The sequence below is a fragment of the Halanaerobium sehlinense genome (genome assembly GCF_055379485.1).
Map to the genome: position 1 here is coordinate 2,468,857 of NZ_AP042442.1, position 18,374 is coordinate 2,487,230.

The following is an 18,374-nucleotide window of genomic DNA, read 5'->3' on the forward strand; positions in this document are numbered from 1 at the left end:
TTTCTTTTAGCTTAAGTATATAATAGCAGCTCTTGATTAAAAATACTTTAAAAGAATATTAGAAGCAAATTAGAAATAGCTTTTCTATGATCTCACTATTGAATTTCGGATTACCGAGCTGCTCATCACTTATAATATAGCTACGACTATAGAACAGAATCTAAATCAAAGCGAAAATTTCTCTATCGATTCATCCATAATATCCTGGGTGATTCCAATATAGTCTAAGGTAATACTGGGTGAAGAGTGATTGAATAATTTCTGCAGTAGAGCCACATCCTTATTTTTCTTATAATGGTGATAACCGAATGTCTTACGAGTTGAATGGCAGCCGATGCTTTCCAGACCTGCCTTGCGGCCTGCTTCACTCAAAATTCTGTAAGCTTGAAAACGTGATAAAGGCTTATTCTGTCCAATCCGGCTCTGAAAGAGGTGTTCATGAGCTTCCATTCCTTGAATGTAATTCCTTAACTCCCGGCGCAGGTTAGAATTGATCAAAAAGCGCTTATTCTTCGAAGTTTTCTGCTCTTTGAGTACTATATGAGTTTTTCCCCTTACATCTTCCACTTTAATCTGCAGCATATCACTAATTCTTAAACCAGTATTGATCCCAAATACAAAAAGTATATAGTTGCGGTAGCTCTGCTGACGCAGAATCGTTTTAAGTTCAGCAATTTTACTTTTATCCCTGATTGGTTCTACCTTATTCATAAGCTGCTCCTTTCCTGATAACTTTAAGCTCAGATGATTCATTTGGAATTTTTTTACTATATACTAATTATAACACTTTTTATTAGAAATTTTAAGTCAAATTTACTTATTTTTCTAATAAACTACAAAAAACAGCTCCCTGTTCAGGAACTGCTTTAAATCAAAGTTATTTTTTTCTATTAATTCGCTCTGCTGAAAGCATCGGTTTAAATCAAAGCAAGGGTTATTACAATAATAATTGTGGTCACAATTGCAATAAAATAATAGCCCATTCCAACCGCCAGTCCTATACCGGCTACTGACCATAAACTGGCTGCTGTTGTCAACCCCCGTATCTTATTATCATTTTTAAGAATTGTTCCGGCACCTAAAAAGCCAACCCCACTTACTACCTGGGCGGCAATTCTAGATGCATCTGCATAAGCTGCCTGATCCGTTAAACCCAGGGCCAGATCATAAGAAGTGAGCATAATTAAGCAGGAAGTAACTGCAACTAAAGCATTTGTCCGAATACCAGCTGCCTTATCTCTCTTTTCTCTTTCAGTTCCAACAATCCCACCCAAAATAGCTGACAAAATAAGTCTCAAACTATATTCAAACATCTTCTGCTCACCTCTTTTTACTTTTTATTGTTCTGCTATGATATGCAGTTCATCTATCGAGAATGAAATGGCGACTTTTTCGCCAACATCATATTCTCTTTTATTTAAAGGATTAAATAAATCTACTGTAATTAAATCACCATTCTTCATTTCCAGTACATACTGGTAATAAGAGCCTAAATATGTTTTTCTAATTACCTCTGCATCTAAAAACCCATCTCCCGCCTCCACTATTTGAAGAGATTCTGGTCTCACTGCAATTGTTACTTTATCTCCAACAGGAGCTTCAATTTCCTGCTCAATACCTTCAATTTTTTTCTTACCCAGTTTAAGATCTAAATCTAAGATATTATTTGAATTTTTGTTAACAACTGCGTTTAGGAAATTAACCTTACCAATAAAGTCAGCCACAAACTTGGTGTTCGGTTTATAATAAATCTCTTCTGGAGAACCAATCTGCTCGATTTCTCCTTTGTTCATTACTACTATCTTATCTGAGATACTCATCGCCTCAATTTGATCGTGGGTTACATAAACTGAGGTAATTGATAATCTCTTCTGCAGCTTTCTAATTTCATCCCGCATTGATTCTCTTAGTTTAGCATCCAGGTTAGAAAGGGGCTCATCAAAAAGAAGCACCTTTGGTTCAACAATTAAAGCTCTAGCTAGGGCAACACGCTGCTGCTGACCTCCGGAAAGCTCGCCCGGATTTCTATCATGATATCCACCCAAACCGACCAGGTCCATAATTTTATCTGCTTTTTCCTTAACTTCAGTTTTAGTCATATCTTTAAACCTCAGACCATAAGTTATATTTTCAAAGATATTCATATGTGGAAAAAGTCCATAACTCTGGAAAACCATTGCTGTATCTCTTTTGTTAGCCGGTTTATCTACAACATCGTCACCATCTAAGTAAATATCACCTGAGCTTGGGTTCTCAAACCCGGCAATCATTCTTAAAGTTGTTGTTTTTCCACAGCCAGATGGTCCCAATAAGGTGACTAACTCGCCTTCTTTTATATCAAGATTAAAATCATCAACTGCAACTACCTGAGCATCAGATTTTTTTGCTCTAAATATTTTTGTAATGTTTTCTAATTTTACTGCAATATCCTGCATTATACTCCTCCTTCAACTTAAGTCATCAATTCACTTAGACCTTCATCATCACCAACAATTTTACCCATCAAGTAAAAGACTGTCATTACAATTATTATTAAGATCAATGATAGCACACTGGCAGCACCGAGCCTCATAATTTCTGTCTGAGCTAAAATAAGTGTTGTTAGGTGGTTCCAGCGGGCAGATACTAAAAAGATAATTGCACTTACTGCTGTCATTGCCCTTACAAAACTGTAAGAAAGTCCAGAAAAGAAAGCAGGTTTAATTAAAGGTAATGTAATTTTACTAAAAGTGTAGGCACTGTCTGCTCCCAAATCTGTTGAAGCTTCTTCAATTGAGGGATCAATCTGCTTTAAAGAAGCTATTCCAGCTTCAAGGCCCACTGGCATATTTCTAAAGATAAAGCAGAGAATTATGATAAAGGCTGTTCCCGTTAGTAAAAAAGGTTTTTCATTAAAAGCTAGAACATAGCCAATACCTACAACAGTACCAGGCACTGCAAAAGTTAGCAGAGAAGAAAACTGGAGAATATGCTTTCCATAAAATTCTTTTCTTACTACTAAGTAAGCAATTACCATTCCTAAAAGACCTGTAAAAGGTGTGGCTGCACCAGCAAGTATTAAAGTATCTTTGATGCTGTCAAAGCCTACATCCCATGAGTATTTAAAGTGCTCCAAGGTTAGAGAATAATCTATTCCCCACAATTTAAAGAATGAACCTGCAATAACTGTCATATAAAATAATAGAATAATGAAAGTTAATGAAGACAAAAATCCAAGTAAAAGTTTTTTAGTTATTGGTGAAACCATATCCTGTTTGGCACCTGTTGGTTTACCAGTAACAGTAATAAATGATTTCTGGGAAACCCAGTATTTTTCAACTAAAAAGGCGATTAAAGCCGGTATTAAAAGCATAATTGCAAGAGCTGATCCCCGCGGTATATTATACATCCCGGTAAACTGCAGATAAGCCTGTACAGATAAAACATCATAATTACCCGCAATAACCATAGGATTAGCAAAGTCGGCAATAGAAGTTACAAAAACTAAAAGCCAGGCACTAGCTACTCCTGGAATCGAAAGCGGAAAGGTAATAGAACGAAAAACATAAGATTTACTGCTGCCTAAATTTAAAGCTGCATTTTCTAATTCCGGACTTATTCTGGACAAAACACCGGTTAAAACTCGATAAGCAATCGGAAACATTCCCAGAGTCTGAACCATAACTAGTCCGTGCAGCCCGTAAATACTATAACCTGTAATTCCTAATAATTTTTTGGTTATCAATCCATTTCTACCAAGTAGTAAGATAATAGAAATAGTCAGCATAAAGGGAGGTGAAATCAGAGGTAACATTACAATCTGTCTGAAAAATCCCCTGCCCGGAAGTTTAACCTTGTATAAACTATATGCTGCTATGTAACCGACAATTGTGGAAGTTGTTGCAACAATAACCCCCAGTCTAATACTGTTAAAAAAGGTACCCCGCAGCCACTCTTTTTCAAAAATATATCTGTACTCTGATAGAGAAAAATATCCATCAGGTCTTAGGCTTTCTAAAATTACCCTAATCAAAGGATAGAGAACAAATAAAGCAATTGAAGTAAAGATTATTAAAACTGTTATTCTGGTAATAGAATCCTTATTTTTCTGCATCTTTTCACCCCGTTAATAATTTGATGGGCAGAAATTAATCTACCCATCAATTTCATTTATTTAAGAGAAATTATTGACTGTAAATCTCATCATTCCACTTTTCTACTAATCTCTCTTTATTTTTACCTGCCCAGACATCATCCTGCTCGATAGTATTAACCTCAGAAATTGGAACAGCACCAGCCTGAAGTTCTGCTTCTCTAAATGGAACTACAAAAGTATCAGCGTAAATTTGAGCAGCTTCTTCGCTTAATAACCAGTTATATAATTCTTTTGCTGCTTCTGTATTTTCGCCACCTTTGATTAGAGAAATTGAAGCAACCTCATAACCTGTACCTTCTTCAGGGAAGGTGATTTCTAAAGGATATCCCTGAGATTTAAGTTTTACCTGGTCATGTGCATAACCGATTCCAATTGGAATTTCACCGATAGCAGCATTCTTACCAGGAGCTGAACCGGATCTTGTATACTGAACAACACTTCTATCTAATTTTTTCATATATTCAAAAGCTTCTTCTTCTCCCATAATCTGTACCATTGTTGCCAGAACATTATAAGCAGTTCCAGATGTACCAGGGTTAGCTACCTGAACCATATCTTCGTATTCTGGTTTAACAATATCTGCCCAGGACTTTGGAGCTTCTAAACCAAGCTCTTCCAGGCGATTAGTGTTGCTTACAAAACAGAGTGGACCAGCATAGATTCCTGTCCAGTAATTTTCGGGATCTTTAAAGTTAGAAGGTACATGTTGAGCATTTTCAGCTTCAAATGGAATTGTCAAACCGCTATCTTTAGCCTGAATATGTCCCAGTCCTACTCCTCCAACCCAAATACTCGCCTGAGGATTTGCAGATTCAGCCATCATTCTTGAAACTGCCTCTCCTGTTGATAAACGAACCCACTGAATTTCTACACCTGTATCATCTTGGTAACGCTCAAATACTGTTCTTGCCAGTTCTTCGTCAAGACTGGTGTAAACACTTAAACTCTGAGCAAAAATTGGTGTGGAAACCAGAGCCATCACAAAAATTGCCAGCATTAATGATAAAAATAATTTTTTCATAAATTAATTCCTCCTAAGTTTTTTGTTGTAAAAAAGATAAATCTATTTATCCCCCCTACTGCGAAATTATTCTAGTTTTAAGACTAACACAGTCTGATAATTCACACAATAGACAAAGGTTTAAAGTTTTTTTCTGAGCTAAAACAACTTTAGACAAAAGTATAGTTTAAAATATTTTTTGTTGAAATTTATACTTTTGTCTAAATTCTTTTCTACTTTTAAAGGGAAAATCAATTTTCTCTAGAATTAAATAGTTAGGTAAGCTGATAAAGGAGAATCAACAATGACTAAAAAAACAAAAGGACAGGTTGAAGCAGAAATTTCAGAACTGATTATGAAATTCGAAAAAGAATATATCGGCCGTGGTCCAGAGAATATTAAGACTTACATAATCGAAGATAATATTTTGATCAAAGAAAAAGGAGTCTTAACCCTGGCTGAACAGCAGCTGGCAAAGGAAGAAACCGGTGTTAAGTTAATTAAAGAGCTCCGGGTTAAGCTGATTGAAAACTCAAGGGAGATACTTTCTACCCTGATCAAAGATATCACCGACCTTGATGTGCTGGCTGTCCACTCTGATATTAGTACTGAGAATGGGGAAAGAATTATTGTTTTTTCCCTGGAAGAGAGTTTAGAAAAAAAGCTGGCTGAATAAATTGTAGAAAGATTCTAAATAATTTCTTGCTTTTTTATTTCGTTAATGTTAGAATTGAAATAACAGTAAAATGGTAACTAGATAAATGGCAAACTACTTTTGTAGAGGGCTATCTAGAGAGTAACCATCATCAAATAATCCTTTTACCTGCTCTAACTATGGGATTTTTTGGTGGTGGTTTTTCTATTTATATTTAAATTTAACTTAAATGGGGTGATACAGTGAATAATGATGCTTTAAAGAAATCAAAACAAAAAATGATGTCGCCAAAGGAAGAAGAAATAGCAGAGATATTTAGAAAAGTTGAAAAGAAATATTGGGACAAAAAATCTAAAGAGCTAAAAGTTTATCTGGTAGATGATCTGATTATTATCAGAAGCACAGGCAATTTAAGTCCAGCTGAAGAAGAGTTTGCTAAAACAGAAGAAGGTCGAGTTTTACTCAAACAGCTGAAAGTTAAAGAACTTGATGGTATCAAAAATGTGCTCAAGTTTATGCTGGAAAATAAATTAAACACTCAGCTTCTTTCAATAACTATTGATACTAATCCTGAATTAAACGAAACTATAATTATTTCCAGAATCAAAGAAAGCATATAATGAGAGCAGCTAAGCTAATTTTAATTTTAATTCTTCTCTTAAACCTCTTTGCTTTGAAATCTGCAGCTGCTGGAGATGAACTTTTAGTTTACACAGCTTTACAGCAGAAAGAAGCTCAGACTTATGTCAATGCTTTTGAAAACCACAGCGGAATTAAGGTTAAGCTGATCAGAAAGTCTACAGGGGTTATACTTAATATTTTAAGGAGGCAGAAGGATTTCAGACCGGATGTTGATGTTGTTTTTGGTGGACCGGCTGAACTATATTATTTAGCAGCTAAGGAAGATCTTTTTCACAAATATATTTCACCTTTTAAAAATCAGATCCCTTTTGAATATATGGATAACCAAGACCGCTGGTGGGGAATCTACATCGGCTCAATTGGTTTTGCAGTTAACAAAGATATCCTTGAACAAAAGGATTTAGATTATCCAAAAAGCTGGTCTGATTTAGCTGACCCTAAGTATAAAGGGCTAATAACTATCCCCAATCCTGTCTCATCAGGTACCGGTTATACAATTTTATCGACTATACTTCAGCTTTTTGAAAAAGAAAAAGCAAAATCTCTATTAAAAAATATTAATGCTAATATCAAAGAATATACCAATAGTGGAGCGATGGCCAGTAAATTAACAGCCTTAGGTTATTCAGCAGTTGGAATATCTTTCAGCCATGACATTCAAAAACTGCAGAAAGAAGGCTATAAATTAAAACTTCAAATTCCTCAGGAAGGGACCGGTTATGAAATAGGTGGCATGGCAATTATCAAAGACAGCCAAAATCTCCAAAAAGCTATAAAGTTTGTTGATTTTATGCTCAGCCAAAAAGGTCAGAATCTCTATTCGGCAATTGGCGAATACCGACTTCCAACTAATTTTTTAGCTGAGGTACCGGAAGCATCTTTGACTTTAGATAATGCAAATCTGATTGATTATAATCTAAAACTTTCAGCGGAAAATAAGGCTGACAACCTAAAATTCTGGCAGGATAAGATCTATTTTGGAGGAAAAAATGATGAATGATATTAAAATTCCTTTTTATTTGAAATTAAGCTTAATAATTTCTCTTTTAATTATTATAATTACAGCTGGGATTAGCTACACTCTGCTCAGCGAAACAAAAGAAGCCTATAAAAACCAGGTTAAATCAAGCAGCAACCTCCTGGCGAGTATTATTGCTAAATATAGTTCTGAGCCAGTCGTGATGGAAAATTATACTTCCCTGACAAACATAATCAATAATTTAAAAAATGATCCTGACTCAAATATAACTAGAGTTTCGGTTACAAATCCTGCTGGAGAAATTATGATCTCTACAGAGCAGACAATTATTGGAGAAAAAATCAACTTTGACAAAAGCAGCCTGGAGAATTCTTTTGAATTTCATGATAATTTTCTTGATGTCAAAGCACCAATCAGGGCTTATGGAAATCTATGGGGGATTTTAGAGTTTAGATATTCTTTATCATCTTTTAATCAAATGCTTTTAAATACCAGAAGACAGGTTTATTTGTTATCCTTGATTTTTATAATTTTTGGTCTCTTAATTGCCTTGATAATTTCTAAAAATATTGTTAAACCAATTAACCAGCTTGTTTTAAATGCCAAAGAAATAGCTGCTGGAAATTTTAATAAGCCAGTTGCTGTTAAAAGTCGGGACGAGTTTTCTTTTCTGGCAGATACCTTAGAAGAAATGAGAATTGATCTTAAATATTTTGTCAGCAAAGTTGCTAAAAAGGCTATCAGCTATGAGGGTAATTTAAACTTTTTCAATATAATTACTCTGCTCAGACTTTTAAATAACACCAAACACAGTGGTGGTCTTGTTTTAAAGCAAAAAAACAAGTTTGGAATTATCTATTTTGAAAATGGTGAAATTATAAATGCCGTAGTTGAAAAAGAATCCGGCAGAGATGCCCTTTTTGACTTTCTCCACTGGACTCAGGGTGAATTTAAATTCAGCCCTAAATTAAAGAGTGATACTAAAATAATTGACGAAGATTTTAACAAATTACTTTTAAATCTTTCCCGTCAGATTCAGGAAGAAAAAGTGTTCAAACAAATTATTCCATCAGCAGAATTAATTATTTATCCTGCTGTTTCTGAAATCAATAAATTATTAAATAGGCTTAAGTTAAATAAAGATGAAAAAACAATATTAAATTTGATTGACGGCCAAAAAACTTTAAAAAGTCTTGCAGAAAAATGTGCCTGGCAGCAGAAAAAAGTTTTAGAAATACTATACAGATTAAGTGTTATCGGTTTAATTACAATTAATACAGATGAAATACAAACCGAGGCAGATAATTCAATGGAAAATATTATTCCTTTTCCTCAACAAAATAACTTAAATTTAAAAAGGGAGGGTTAATAGATGTTAGAAAATCTTAAAAACTCATGGTTTAGATGTTATCAAATGGGAATTTCTAAAAAGATAAATGAACCATTAAAATCGGCAGATCGATCTGTTTTAGAAAAATCACACCAGAAAAACAAAAATTTAATCGAAATTTTTGAAAAGAATATAAAAACTGTAGTAGATAATTTTCAGCTAAAAGATAACTGTTTTTTTCTCTTTGATAATAATGGTATTTTGATTAAATCATATATTCCAGCTGAATTATCAAAAATAACGGTTCTACATAATTTAACCGAAGGCTCCTACTTCACTGAAAACAGCTGTGGTACAAACCCTGTAGCAATGGCAATGGAAACTAAAAAAAGTGTCTGTTTTCTTGGAGAAGAAAATTACTGTGATTTCCTGCAGGAGTGGATTAGTGCTGCTGCTCCAATTAAAAATTATACAGCCGGTAGTGCCTATCTCTATATTACTGATCTAAGCAAAAATAGAGACAAGTTAGAAATCATCTTAGAACTTTTATTAAGTAAAATCGAAAATGAACTCAACTCTTTTTATGATTTTGAAGATAATGATGAATCTTTAACAGAAATTAGAGAAAATATCTTAAGGCTCTCTGCTAACGGTTTAACCATTAAAGAAATCAGCGAAAATTTAAACCTGTCAGAGGCAGCTATTAAATATCATCGGACTATCATCTGCCAGAAACTTTCTGCTGCTAATATTGTCCAGGCGATAGCAAGATCAATCAAGATGGGTTATCTAAGATTGGACACTATTCATTAAGTTTTTAGTACTTATTACTCTATATTTACAGAAAATACCGCCCCAAAAGGGCGGTATTATGTATAAAACATTTCTTTTTTATAAAAATTATAATTTATCTCTATTCTATTATATTTTCAACATATTTAATCCAGTGATGATCTGGATCATCATTTGGTTTCATTTTTCTATTTTTCCCAGCCAATATCCAGAGATAATAAAGTTCATAGCCAGGTGCTGCCGCAACGGGATGATAACCTTCTGGTAATATGACAGTATCTCCATCTTCAATAGAAAAAGTTTCATCAATACTTCTAGAATCTGTATAGAGTTTCTGGATACCAAATCCTTGCTTAGGAATAATTTTAAAATGATATATTTCTTCTAAATTCACTTCTTCCGGCCAATTATCTTCATCATGTCTATGTGGTGGATAACTAGACCAATTACCTGGTTTATTAAATGTTTCGCCGACAATAATTCTTTCAGCATCTGTGTTATCAATTGACACTATATCATGAACATCTCTCTGCCAGTTTAACTTTCCAGTCTTTTTAATTTTTACATCAGCTGGCTTTATTAGCTGCACATCTTTTTGGCTTTCAGCTTTTGCTTTACAAATAGCAACTTCAACCTCTGTTACTGCTTCGATAATATATTCAGATTTACAGGGTACATAAACTGCTGTTGCCTTACCATCAAAAACGTTCTGACGTTCTCCAATATTTTCATACTTCTCATTTTCAGCCGCTATGGAGCATTCGCCCCCTAAAATAACTAAAACAACCTCATTGTTTTTAGTTTCTTGAGTAAATTTTTCTGCTTTATTTAATTTCAAAATATCTAAACTTAAATAATCTAATTCTTGACTACCTTCTTCAATAACACAATTCAATCCAGATTTAAGGTTATTTTTATATAATAGATTCAATTTGATTCCTCCATATTTTTTATAGTGTAACACCATCTTTAAAAATAGCTATCTCTTTAAAATTATATTTTTCATTAAATGTTATTTCTTCTTTTTCAGCTATTTTTATTATGTAATCAAAAAATTCTGCGGCTAAACTATCCATTTCTTTACCTTCTAATAGAGAACCAGCATTAAAATCAATCCAATCGGCTTTATCCTGAGCAAGTCTATTGTTTGTAGAAACCTTGATTGTTGGTACAGGAGAACCGTAGGGAGTTCCTCTTCCAGTACTGAACAGTACTATTTGAGCTCCAGCTGCTGTTAATGCAGTAGATGAAACGAGATCATTCCCAGGTCCATAGACCAAATTCAATCCTGGCTTTTCTACTCTTTCACCATAGTCTTTTACCCCTCTAACAACACTATTACCACCTTTTTGAATATTGCCAAGTGATTTTTCTTCAAGAGTTGTTATTCCACCTTCTTTATTTCCAGGAGAAGGATTTTCGTAAATATTTTGACCATGCTCAATAAAGTAATCTTTAAATCTATTTATGATCTCTACAATGTCATTAAACACAGCTTTATCTTCAGCTCTATTCATTAGAATTTGTTCTGCTCCAAAAAATTCTGGTACTTCGGTTAGAATTGTTGTTCCACCATAAGAGGTTAATTTATCTGAGATTCGACCTAATAATGGATTTGTAGTAATCCCGGAAAAACTATCTGAACCACCACATTTTAAGCCTATCTTCAACTTACTGATTGATACTTCTTTTCTTTTGAAACCGGAAGCATATTTAATTAGAGCTTCTAATTCTTTATTTACCTTTTCTTCTTCATTTTTTTCTTCCTGCAGCACTACAAATTTTATCTTCTGCTCATTATATTCTCCTAAAACCTCCTTAAAACTATCAAGCTGATTATTCTCACAACCTAAACCTAAAAATAATACTCCTCCTGCATTTGGATGTTTTGCTAATGACGATAATATTTTCTGAGTGTTTTTTAGATCATCACCAAGCTGTGAACAACCATATGGATGTGGATAAGCATATATTCCATCAATTTGATTATTATCTATTTCCTCTGAATATTTTTTGCATGCTTTTTCAGTATAAAACTCGGTTAGTTTATTGATACATCCGACAAGTGGAAGAATCCAGACTTCATTTCTGACACCCACCTCACCATTCTCACGAATGTAAGCTCTGAAAGTCCCAGATGCTTGATAACTGCTATCCATATTTTTTAAAGGATGATATTCATATTTTAATTTTCCTGATAAATCTGTTTTTAAATTATGACTGTGTACCCATTCCCCTTTTTTTATATTTTTAGCAGCTTTACCGATTTTATGGCCATACTTAATTATGTTTTGACCTTCTTGAATATTTTTTAAAGCAATCTTATGACCCACAGGAATTGAACTGTTTTTATTTTCTATATCTTCTAGTGCCACACTTACATTATCATTTTCATTTATCTGAAAGGTTTTCTTATCCATTATCAACCTCCAGTAAGTTTTCTAAACTCTGCTTCATTCCTTCTTTTTCAATCATTTTCAAGTTAGAAATTAAAGAATCTTTTAACCCAGACAGCTGATTTAAATCTCTAGCCCAGAAATCCTGCTTAGCTAAAACATTCTCTGCTAACTCTGCCATCTTAATCTCTTCTGCTTCATAACGGCTCCAGAGCTCTGCAAAATATTTAAGAGCTTTTTTATCATCACGAATTAAATATTTTTCTCCATCACGGTAAGCTGCAAGTTTTCCGTCTTCAAGTTCTGTGCCATGGTAAAAATGGATTAATGCTGCTAGAGCAAAACTTAGACGCTCAGGTACTTTATTATATTCCTCAATATGCTGAACCAGTGAAGGCAGCACTCTAGTCTTAAATTTAGAAGTTGAGTTTAAAGAAATATCAAGCCATTTGTGATCGATATATGGATTTTTAAATCTTTCAAAAATCTTAGAAGCAAAGTCTTCTAGCTCTTCTTGATCTGCATCTAAGGTTGGAATTATATCTTCAAATACTGCCTGCTTAATAAACTCGCCCACCAGCTCATCATTAACAGCATCCCTAACTAGATCAATGCCTGCTAAATAGGAAACTGGTACTGTTGAAGTGTGTGCTCCATTTAAAATTCTAACTTTTGTTGTTCGATAAGGAGTTAAATCATCTACCCATTTAACATTAAGTCCTACTTTGTGGAACGGCAGTTTCTCTTTTAAGCTTTTATATCCTTCAATAACCCAGAGATGAAAAATTTCGCCTGTATCAAGGTTTTGATCATGGTATCCGAGTTCTGCTTCCAGCTGATCTATCTCATTAAAGGGATAGCCAGTTACAATTCTATCAACAAGTGTATTTAAGAAATAATTTGATTCTTTAATCCATTCTGCAAATCCTGCTTCCAGACCCCAATCTTCTGCTAACTGCAGTACTATTTTTCTTAAGTTATCACCATTGCGGTCAATTAACTCTACTGGAATGATAACCATTCCTTTATCTGCTGCTCCCTTAAAAGTCTGATAGCGGCGGTAAAGATAAGCTGTCAATTTACCCGGATATGATTCGGGTGGGGTATCACTTAATTTGTCAGCTTCATTGTAGGTAATACCTGCTTCGGTAGTATTGGAAACTACAAACTCTATTGCTGGATTTTCTGCCAGCTTTAAGAATTCATCCCACTGAGCATATGATTCAATACCTCTAGAAATAGCAGTCATAATTTCTTTTTTGTTTACCTCTTCACCATTTTCAATACCTCTTAAATAAAGAGTATATAAGCCGTCCTGTTGATTTAGATTAGAAATCCTTCCTTCTCTAATTGGCTGAACAACCACAGTCCTTCCTTTAAAGACCCCTTTTTTGTTCATTGTGTGAAACATCCAGTCAACAAAAGCTCTTAAGAAGTTACCTTCACCGATCTGCACAACTTTTTCTGGATAGTCAAGAATTTTAACTGGAAAATCAGCCAACTCTGTACCTAAAAGTTCAGATTCTAAATAATTGCGATTTAGACCCGGTAAATCGTTATTTTTCATCATTTACCCCCGATCAAAAAATAATATTTTATAAAACAGATTTAACCTTAGCAACTAAATCTTCTGTAGTCAACTTATAATGTTTCATCAAATCTTCTGGTGACCCTGACTGACCAAACTCATCTTTAATACCAACTTTATATACTGGTACTGGATATTCTTCAGACAAGAATTCAGAAATTGCTGATCCAACTCCACCTATAACAGAGTGTTCTTCAGCTGTAATTAATATACCAGTTTCTTTTGCAGCAGTAAGTATTGTTTCTTCATCTAATGGTTTAACAGTATTGACATTCAAAACTCTAACATCTATGCCTTCTTCCGCTAATGTTTCGGCAGCCTGTAGAGCTTCATTAACCATAACACCAGACGCTGCAATAGTAATATCACTTCCCGCTTTTAACACTGGAATTTTGCCAAACTCAAATTTATAATCTTCTCCAACTATTTTTGGTAATGGATTTCTTCCAAGACGAATATAGAATGGACCATCAATATTTAGTATTGTTTCAATTACCTGTTTTGTTTCTTCCGCATCTGCTGGAACTACAACTTTCATATTTGGAATAACTCTCATTAGAGCAATATCTTCAATCGATTGATGTGAGCCTCCATCCGGACCTACAGTAATTCCAGAGTGACTTGCTGCGATTTTAACATTTAAGTTAGGATAAGCTATACTATTTCTGATCTGCTCATAAGCTCTACCTGTAGCAAACAAAGCAAAAGTACTTACAAATGATTTAATACCAGCTGCAGCTGCTCCAGCTGCGGTTCCCATCATATCCTGTTCTGAAATTCCCATTTGAAAGAATCTCTCAGGAAAATCAGCTGCAAAGCGTTCTGTTTTAGTAGCACAGGATAAGTCTGCATCAAATACAAAAAAATCAGAATCTTTTTTTCCAAGTTCTAAAAGCCCATCACCATATGCATCTCTGGTTGCAATTAATTTTTCCATTATTATTCTCCCCTCAATTCATCTAATGCTGTCTTCACTTCATCTTCTCCAGGTGCTTTCCCATGCCATCCAACCTGATCTTCCATAAATGAGATACCTTTACCTTTAACAGTGTCACAGATAATTGCATGTGGCTTTCTTTTAGAAGTCTTAGCTTTTTCAACTGCTTCTAATATTTGATCGAAATTATGACCATCTACCTCATAAACATCCCAATCAAATGCTTCAAATTTTTTCGCAATATTGTCAAGAGACTTAACAGCTACACAGCTGCCATCAATTTGGAGTCCATTATCATCAACAAAAGCAATTAGATTATCTAGCTTTCTATGCTTGGCAGTCATCACTGCCTCCCAAATCTGTCCCTCCTGTAATTCTCCATCTCCTAATAAAGCATATATATAGTTAGTTTTTTTCTTATATTTAGCAGCTAGAGCCATTCCATTTGCTGCTGATAGACCCTGTCCAAGTGATCCAGTTGAGAAATCAACTCCTGGTGTTTTGTTCATATCTGGATGTCCCTGCAGAATACTACCCAAATCTCTTAATGTTTTTAATTCACTTCTGTCAAAATATCCCTTATCTGCAAGTACAGAGTACAGAGCTGGTGCAGCATGGCCTTTTGATAGAACAAATTTATCATTATTGTCAAAATCCATAATTTCATAATACAAAGAAACAACAATATCAATTGCAGAAAGCGAGCCTCCGGGGTGACCTGATTGTGCCTCTCCTAACATCTCAATTATATCTTTACGCATCTCTCTTGACTTCTCTTCTAAAAAATTAAGTTTTTCTTGATTCATAATATCACCTTTCCTAATTAAATTTAGTTTTCCAATTATCCTTTTGTTGACCCTGCGGTTAGTCCTGCAATTAGATATTTTTGTCCAACAATAAATATAAATATTACTGGTATTACTGTTATTACACCTGCAGAAGTTAATAAATCCCACCTAATGGTATACTCTCCCATAAAGGTGTGCAGACCTACTGGTAAAGTTCTTTGCGCTGTAGAGGAAGTCAAAGTTAATGCATAAAGAAACTCTTTCCAGGAAAAAATAAATATATAAGTTGCTACACCAACTACTCCAGGCTTTATTAATGGTAAAAGCACATGATAAAATATCTGCAGATGACTGGCACCATCAATAGCTGCAGCCTCATCCAAACTCCTTGGAATATCATCAATGAAACCTGTCATTGTCCAGGTTGCAAATGGCACAGCATATGTACTGTGAGCTAAAATTAATCCCATTCTAGAATTTATTAACCCAATATTTTTGAAAATCAAAAATAAAGGTATTGAGAGTAATATAGCTGGCATCATCTGCGAAACTAACATACTGGATAATAGTGTGTTACTCCCTTTGAATTTAAGTCTAGAGAATACGAAGGCAGCAGACACCGCAGCAAATAAAGAAATTATTGTAGTTGCAATCGCCACAATAAAACTATTTGAAAAATAAGTAAAAAATGGGGTTGTATTTAATAATGTAATATAACCTTCAAATGTTGGAGATTTAGGTATATAGTTAATTGTATTAGTATATATTTCAGATGGTGGCTTAATTGATGTTATAAACATCCAGAGATATGGTCCAAGTACAAACATCAACCAAACAAATATAATTCCATATTTAAAAATACTTCTGCCTTTTCCTTTTTTCATCATACTTCTCTCCTTTTTTGGAGCTGTTTTAAATAAAACACAACAATAACAACCAGTAAAACTACCTGTACTAAAGCAACAGCAACTCCTTCACCCATTTTTAGCTGCTTATAAGCTTTAATATATGCATACACTGGCAAAATCATACTGCTGTTTGCAGGACCTCCACCAGTCATAATAAAAATCAGATCCATATAATTTGCAGTCCACATTATTCTTAACATGGTGGTGATTAAGATTGTTGGCATTAGAAAAGGAAGCTTGATATACCAAAAAATATCCCAACTGGTTGCAGAATCAATTTTAGCTGCTTCATATAATTCTTCGGGAATAGCCTGTAGAGAGGCTAAAAGCATAACTGCAAAAAATGGTGTACCCTGCCATATATTTGCCATTATCGCACTCATTAAAGAAGTACCACTTTGGGCTAACCAGGGTATGTATTCACTTATTAAACCTATTCTATTCAGTATGTCATTTATAATTCCATAGTTTCCATCAAGCATCCAGGACCACATTAAAGCTACTAAAACACTTGGAGTAGCCCAGGGCACAAGTGAAATCCCACGCACTATTCCACGTCCTTTAAATGATTGATCCATAATTAGAGCACCAACCATACCAAATAATAATTGAAATAAGACACAGCCAAATATCCATATAAAAGATCTAAAAAGCGCTCTAAAAAATTCAATATTTTGAAATAATTCAATATAATTTTTTAAACCAATAAATTCTGATGCATCCGGCATCAATAAATTAGTATTTGTAAAACTAAGTACTATTGCATAATATACAGGATATGCTATTACCCCCACCAGAAGAATCAAGGACGGTAGTAAGAGGAAAGAGCGCAACGTCCATTGCGCTCCTCTGTTATGCTTAATAATAGTAATCGCCTCCTATTCACCCACAATATTTTCTGCGATTTTATCTAACATTTCTTGACTAGTTATTTCACCTAATAATGCTTTTTGCATTTGTTCCTGCCATAAAGAAGAAGTTATATATCCAACACCCGGAAGAGCCGGCCATGTTTTAGCATATTCAGCAGCATCCATTGATACTTTATAAAATTCATCATTTTGGAACTTATCCAGCTGTGATACAGACTTTAAAACTGGAAGCTGACCATCTGCAGAATTTGTCCATTTTTCCATTGCGTTTTCTTCAGTCATCCAGGAAAGAAATTTAAAAGCCGCTTCTTTCTTGTCAGAACTCTTAAACATTACATGTCCACTCATTGCAGCTATAGTTGCAGGATTTTCCGGATCTTTCTGGGGGACAGCTGTTACACCAACCTTTTCTTCTAATGCTTCTTTCATAGTTTTTGAAGAACCAACATGGTGCATTGCCATAGCAGTTTTCCCTGACTGGAATCCACCCATAATCTGAGCAAATCCATCTGTTGGACTAGTTGGAGGAGCAATCTCATGTTCTCTAAATAAATCAATGTACATCTGGTTAATTGTTGCAGCTTTTTGATTGTTAATGACTATGTTACCCTGGTCATCAACTATTCTAGCTCCACCAGCATACATAAATGCTAACCATTGATCAGCTCCACCAGCTCCACCTCTTAAACCAAAACCATAGCGCTGTTTTTCTTTGTCAGTTAATTTTTTCCCAGCTCTAATCATATCTTCAAATGTTTCCGGCTCTTTTAAATTATTTTCAGCAAACCAGTCCTGTCTATAATACATATAAAAACTAATAAATTGATGTGGCATCATAAATACTTCATTTTTACCAGGAACTTTACCTGTTTCCCAGAGGTTATTGATTACATCACTACTCTTGTCCCAATTACTAATATAAGAATCTAAAGGTTCAATTAAATTGGCGTTTTCAAATTCTCCAAGCCACCAAATTTTAAATCTTGCCAAATCTGGACCTGAATTTGTAGCCAAGGCAGTTGCCAGTCGATCATGATACTGAGACATTGGTATCATTTCCATATTTACTTTTACATCTGACTGAGAAGAATTAAATTCTTCAATTAAATTTTTGACAGTTGGATCAGTAGGATCATCTAACCAAAGCCAGTAAGTAATTTCAGTTTGAGCAAATACATTAGCAGAGAACAGAGAAATAAAAACAGCAACAGCAAGTATCAAACAAATTTTCTTCATGAATCAAAAACCCCCTTAGTTTTATTAAATCTTTCTAATAATAATTTTACCAGACTGATAATTTTATTAAAGAGGGTAAATTTTGTTTTTATTCAGATTTTTTTGTTTATTATAAA

General features: G+C 34.2%; 18 protein-coding genes. 5 read left to right on the forward strand and 13 right to left on the reverse strand.

Annotated elements, in window-relative coordinates:
• Positions 1 to 165 precede the first annotated feature (165 nt).
• The 5 genes from ACZ446_RS12075 to ACZ446_RS12095 all read right to left on the reverse strand — a co-directional run bounded on the left by ACZ446_RS12075 (position 166) and on the right by ACZ446_RS12095 (position 5,156).
• Positions 166 to 711: a site-specific integrase gene (locus ACZ446_RS12075; protein WP_464392803.1), complete on the reverse strand. Its 546-nt coding sequence runs from the start codon at positions 709 to 711 to the stop codon at positions 166 to 168.
• A gap of 206 nt (positions 712 to 917) precedes the next feature.
• On the reverse strand, positions 918 to 1,313 hold the full coding sequence (locus ACZ446_RS12080) for an MgtC/SapB family protein (RefSeq protein WP_464392804.1): 396 nt from the start codon (positions 1,311 to 1,313) through the stop codon (positions 918 to 920).
• A gap of 24 nt (positions 1,314 to 1,337) precedes the next feature.
• Positions 1,338 to 2,435, reverse strand: coding sequence for an ABC transporter ATP-binding protein (locus tag ACZ446_RS12085; RefSeq protein ID WP_464392805.1), 1,098 nt, complete (start codon positions 2,433 to 2,435; stop codon positions 1,338 to 1,340).
• A gap of 17 nt (positions 2,436 to 2,452) precedes the next feature.
• Positions 2,453 to 4,093 carry an ABC transporter permease gene (locus ACZ446_RS12090; protein ID WP_464392806.1) on the reverse strand — a complete coding sequence of 547 codons (1,641 nt, stop codon included), beginning with the start codon at positions 4,091 to 4,093 and terminating at the stop codon, positions 2,453 to 2,455.
• A gap of 70 nt (positions 4,094 to 4,163) precedes the next feature.
• Complete coding sequence (locus ACZ446_RS12095) at positions 4,164 to 5,156, reverse strand: ABC transporter substrate-binding protein (protein WP_464392807.1); 993 nt, start codon at positions 5,154 to 5,156, stop codon at positions 4,164 to 4,166.
• 283 nt (positions 5,157 to 5,439) lie between these two features.
• Here ACZ446_RS12095 and ACZ446_RS12100 point away from each other — a divergent pair, with 283 nt between their 5' ends.
• The 5 genes from ACZ446_RS12100 to ACZ446_RS12120 all read left to right on the forward strand — a co-directional run bounded on the left by ACZ446_RS12100 (position 5,440) and on the right by ACZ446_RS12120 (position 9,554).
• Positions 5,440 to 5,811 carry a Na-translocating system protein MpsC family protein gene (locus ACZ446_RS12100; RefSeq protein WP_464392808.1) on the forward strand — a complete coding sequence of 124 codons (372 nt, stop codon included), beginning with the start codon at positions 5,440 to 5,442 and terminating at the stop codon, positions 5,809 to 5,811.
• Positions 5,812 to 6,032: 221 nt separating this feature from the next.
• Positions 6,033 to 6,410: a Na-translocating system protein MpsC family protein gene (locus ACZ446_RS12105; protein ID WP_464392809.1), complete on the forward strand. Its 378-nt coding sequence runs from the start codon at positions 6,033 to 6,035 to the stop codon at positions 6,408 to 6,410.
• A complete protein-coding gene (locus ACZ446_RS12110) occupies positions 6,410 to 7,432 on the forward strand; it encodes an ABC transporter substrate-binding protein (protein ID WP_464392810.1) in 1,023 nt (340 codons plus the stop codon). Before ACZ446_RS12105 ends, ACZ446_RS12110 begins: the two co-directional genes overlap by 1 nt.
• Positions 7,425 to 8,780, forward strand: coding sequence for a DUF4388 domain-containing protein (locus ACZ446_RS12115; RefSeq protein WP_464392811.1), 1,356 nt, complete (start codon positions 7,425 to 7,427; stop codon positions 8,778 to 8,780). The genes ACZ446_RS12110 and ACZ446_RS12115 overlap by 8 nt, the downstream gene beginning before the upstream one ends.
• A 3-nt stretch (positions 8,781 to 8,783) precedes the next feature.
• On the forward strand, positions 8,784 to 9,554 hold the full coding sequence (locus tag ACZ446_RS12120; protein WP_464392812.1) for a response regulator transcription factor: 771 nt from the start codon (positions 8,784 to 8,786) through the stop codon (positions 9,552 to 9,554).
• Positions 9,555 to 9,654: 100 nt separating this feature from the next.
• On the opposite strand, the gene iolB is transcribed toward ACZ446_RS12120, so the two are convergent.
• The 8 genes from iolB to ACZ446_RS12160 are packed head-to-tail and all read right to left on the reverse strand — an operon-like array spanning position 9,655 to position 18,258.
• The gene (iolB, locus tag ACZ446_RS12125) at positions 9,655 to 10,464 is read right to left on the reverse strand and encodes a 5-deoxy-glucuronate isomerase (RefSeq protein WP_464392813.1); all 810 of its coding nucleotides are present in this window, start codon (positions 10,462 to 10,464) and stop codon (positions 9,655 to 9,657) included.
• Between the two features lie 19 nt (positions 10,465 to 10,483).
• A complete protein-coding gene (locus ACZ446_RS12130) occupies positions 10,484 to 11,953 on the reverse strand; it encodes a UxaA family hydrolase (RefSeq protein WP_464392814.1) in 1,470 nt (489 codons plus the stop codon).
• On the reverse strand, positions 11,946 to 13,496 hold the full coding sequence (locus tag ACZ446_RS12135; RefSeq protein WP_464392815.1) for a tagaturonate reductase: 1,551 nt from the start codon (positions 13,494 to 13,496) through the stop codon (positions 11,946 to 11,948). The genes ACZ446_RS12130 and ACZ446_RS12135 overlap by 8 nt, the downstream gene beginning before the upstream one ends.
• A gap of 28 nt (positions 13,497 to 13,524) precedes the next feature.
• Complete coding sequence (locus tag ACZ446_RS12140) at positions 13,525 to 14,454, reverse strand: transketolase family protein (protein ID WP_464392816.1); 930 nt, start codon at positions 14,452 to 14,454, stop codon at positions 13,525 to 13,527.
• A gap of 2 nt (positions 14,455 to 14,456) precedes the next feature.
• Positions 14,457 to 15,260 (reverse strand): transketolase, encoded by an 804-nt coding sequence (locus ACZ446_RS12145; protein WP_464392817.1) that lies wholly within the window; start codon positions 15,258 to 15,260, stop codon positions 14,457 to 14,459.
• Positions 15,261 to 15,295: 35 nt separating this feature from the next.
• Positions 15,296 to 16,126 (reverse strand): carbohydrate ABC transporter permease, encoded by an 831-nt coding sequence (locus tag ACZ446_RS12150; protein WP_464392818.1) that lies wholly within the window; start codon positions 16,124 to 16,126, stop codon positions 15,296 to 15,298.
• Complete coding sequence (locus ACZ446_RS12155) at positions 16,126 to 16,983, reverse strand: carbohydrate ABC transporter permease (protein ID WP_464392819.1); 858 nt, start codon at positions 16,981 to 16,983, stop codon at positions 16,126 to 16,128. The genes ACZ446_RS12150 and ACZ446_RS12155 overlap by 1 nt, the downstream gene beginning before the upstream one ends.
• Positions 16,984 to 17,028: 45 nt before the next feature.
• Positions 17,029 to 18,258, reverse strand: coding sequence for an ABC transporter substrate-binding protein (locus tag ACZ446_RS12160; protein ID WP_464392820.1), 1,230 nt, complete (start codon positions 18,256 to 18,258; stop codon positions 17,029 to 17,031).
• Positions 18,259 to 18,374 lie beyond the last annotated feature (116 nt).

Coding starts and splice junctions, on each gene's coding strand:
- ACZ446_RS12145 (WP_464392817.1), bottom strand. CDS start 15,260: ATGAATCAAGAAAAACTTAATTTTTTAGAAGAGAAGTCAAGAGAGATG.
- ACZ446_RS12120 (WP_464392812.1), top strand. CDS start 8,784: ATGTTAGAAAATCTTAAAAACTCATGGTTTAGATGTTATCAAATGGGA.
- ACZ446_RS12085 (WP_464392805.1), bottom strand. CDS start 2,435: ATGCAGGATATTGCAGTAAAATTAGAAAACATTACAAAAATATTTAGA.
- ACZ446_RS12080 (WP_464392804.1), bottom strand. CDS start 1,313: ATGTTTGAATATAGTTTGAGACTTATTTTGTCAGCTATTTTGGGTGGG.
- ACZ446_RS12090 (WP_464392806.1), bottom strand. CDS start 4,093: ATGCAGAAAAATAAGGATTCTATTACCAGAATAACAGTTTTAATAATC.
- ACZ446_RS12115 (WP_464392811.1), top strand. CDS start 7,425: ATGAATGATATTAAAATTCCTTTTTATTTGAAATTAAGCTTAATAATT.
- ACZ446_RS12095 (WP_464392807.1), bottom strand. CDS start 5,156: ATGAAAAAATTATTTTTATCATTAATGCTGGCAATTTTTGTGATGGCT.
- ACZ446_RS12075 (WP_464392803.1), bottom strand. CDS start 711: ATGAATAAGGTAGAACCAATCAGGGATAAAAGTAAAATTGCTGAACTT.
- ACZ446_RS12160 (WP_464392820.1), bottom strand. CDS start 18,258: ATGAAGAAAATTTGTTTGATACTTGCTGTTGCTGTTTTTATTTCTCTG.
- ACZ446_RS12140 (WP_464392816.1), bottom strand. CDS start 14,454: ATGGAAAAATTAATTGCAACCAGAGATGCATATGGTGATGGGCTTTTA.
- ACZ446_RS12100 (WP_464392808.1), top strand. CDS start 5,440: ATGACTAAAAAAACAAAAGGACAGGTTGAAGCAGAAATTTCAGAACTG.
- ACZ446_RS12110 (WP_464392810.1), top strand. CDS start 6,410: ATGAGAGCAGCTAAGCTAATTTTAATTTTAATTCTTCTCTTAAACCTC.
- ACZ446_RS12150 (WP_464392818.1), bottom strand. CDS start 16,126: ATGAAAAAAGGAAAAGGCAGAAGTATTTTTAAATATGGAATTATATTT.
- ACZ446_RS12130 (WP_464392814.1), bottom strand. CDS start 11,953: ATGGATAAGAAAACCTTTCAGATAAATGAAAATGATAATGTAAGTGTG.
- ACZ446_RS12135 (WP_464392815.1), bottom strand. CDS start 13,496: ATGAAAAATAACGATTTACCGGGTCTAAATCGCAATTATTTAGAATCT.